The 1,098-nt window shown below is 38.2% G+C and carries 1 protein-coding gene; it reads right to left on the reverse strand.

The window, feature by feature from the left end; genetic code table 11:
- Positions 1-320 precede the first annotated feature (320 nt).
- Positions 321-1,019, reverse strand: coding sequence for a hypothetical protein (locus IDZ20_RS05480; protein WP_188150425.1), 699 nt, complete (start codon positions 1,017-1,019; stop codon positions 321-323).
- Positions 1,020-1,098 lie beyond the last annotated feature (79 nt).

Here is a 1,098-nt window from a genome sequence, read left to right on the forward strand (position 1 = left end):
ACCAGAGGAAATGTTTTATGGACTTTAACTATTATTGTCGCGGTTCAAAGTTGATACTAGGCATTTACTTTGGATCGCCTTTAAAATACCTTTTGACTCTTTTTAAAATGAAAATGTAAAAAATGGTTACTGTAATGATATAAACAAAAAGAGCAGATATCATTTCCATTTGGCTTTTAATGTAACCTACAATAAGAAACATACCGTAAATAGCAAGTGCCCAGTATATAAAACCTAGAATCTCATCGATTAACGTAAGTTTCGATAGGTAATAGGCCCATTTTTTTGGAGTCATGATTAGTCCCTCATAAATCACTAAATTAATTCAGCTTGTACTTTCTTTTTATTGCGCCTTGAAATTGTGCATTGTTTCTTTCTGCAGTTGAAATGGCTTGGACGTACTTTTCTAGAGGCTTTTCCAGTAAAAAATAGAGCAGTTGTAGATCACCATTCCTATGCAAAATGGAGTAAAGTTTAGGGCTTTTGTTTTTAAGGCGTATTGAGGCATGAGAAGAACGTTGCATAAATCCCTGCATCATAAGTAAGCCTATAGGAGTGCCTATTCCTGTGGCCGATGCTCCAGCGGAGACTCCAATACGTTTTGCTATTTGTTTATATGCCGCACTTGCTGCAATAGCCATAGCAATTCTTGTGGCAACTGCTGTAGCTAACTTTTTACCTATTACCATTCTTCCAACGGTATACCCAGCTCCTATACCAGCTTGTTTAGCTAAAGCCGTGATTACCTGATCTGGAAAGTAGGAATAATAATGCTCAAGAACATGAACAATACTTTTGTACAGAGGACTCCTCTGATCACTGATTCCATATTTAACAAAATCTTCAACTATAGAAACCATGGCTCTATTTTCATAACCAATTGATGTCATGCGGCCGTCGCTGCCTAGACCAAGCCCTTCTCCTGTTCTTTCTACACCAAGAACGATATCTTGGCCTACAGAATAGACTCCTTTTCCTAATGCTACTACTACATCAATTGTGTCATCAGTAAATGACATTTCGATTCTCCTTTTTTGTATAACGCCGCGTTAACCTGTGACGCGTGTGGAGTGGAGTTTTGCGGTAAAGTGGCGAAGC

Source organism: Teredinibacter waterburyi (assembly GCF_001922985.1).
Lineage (GTDB): Bacteria > Pseudomonadota > Gammaproteobacteria > Pseudomonadales > Cellvibrionaceae > Teredinibacter > Teredinibacter waterburyi.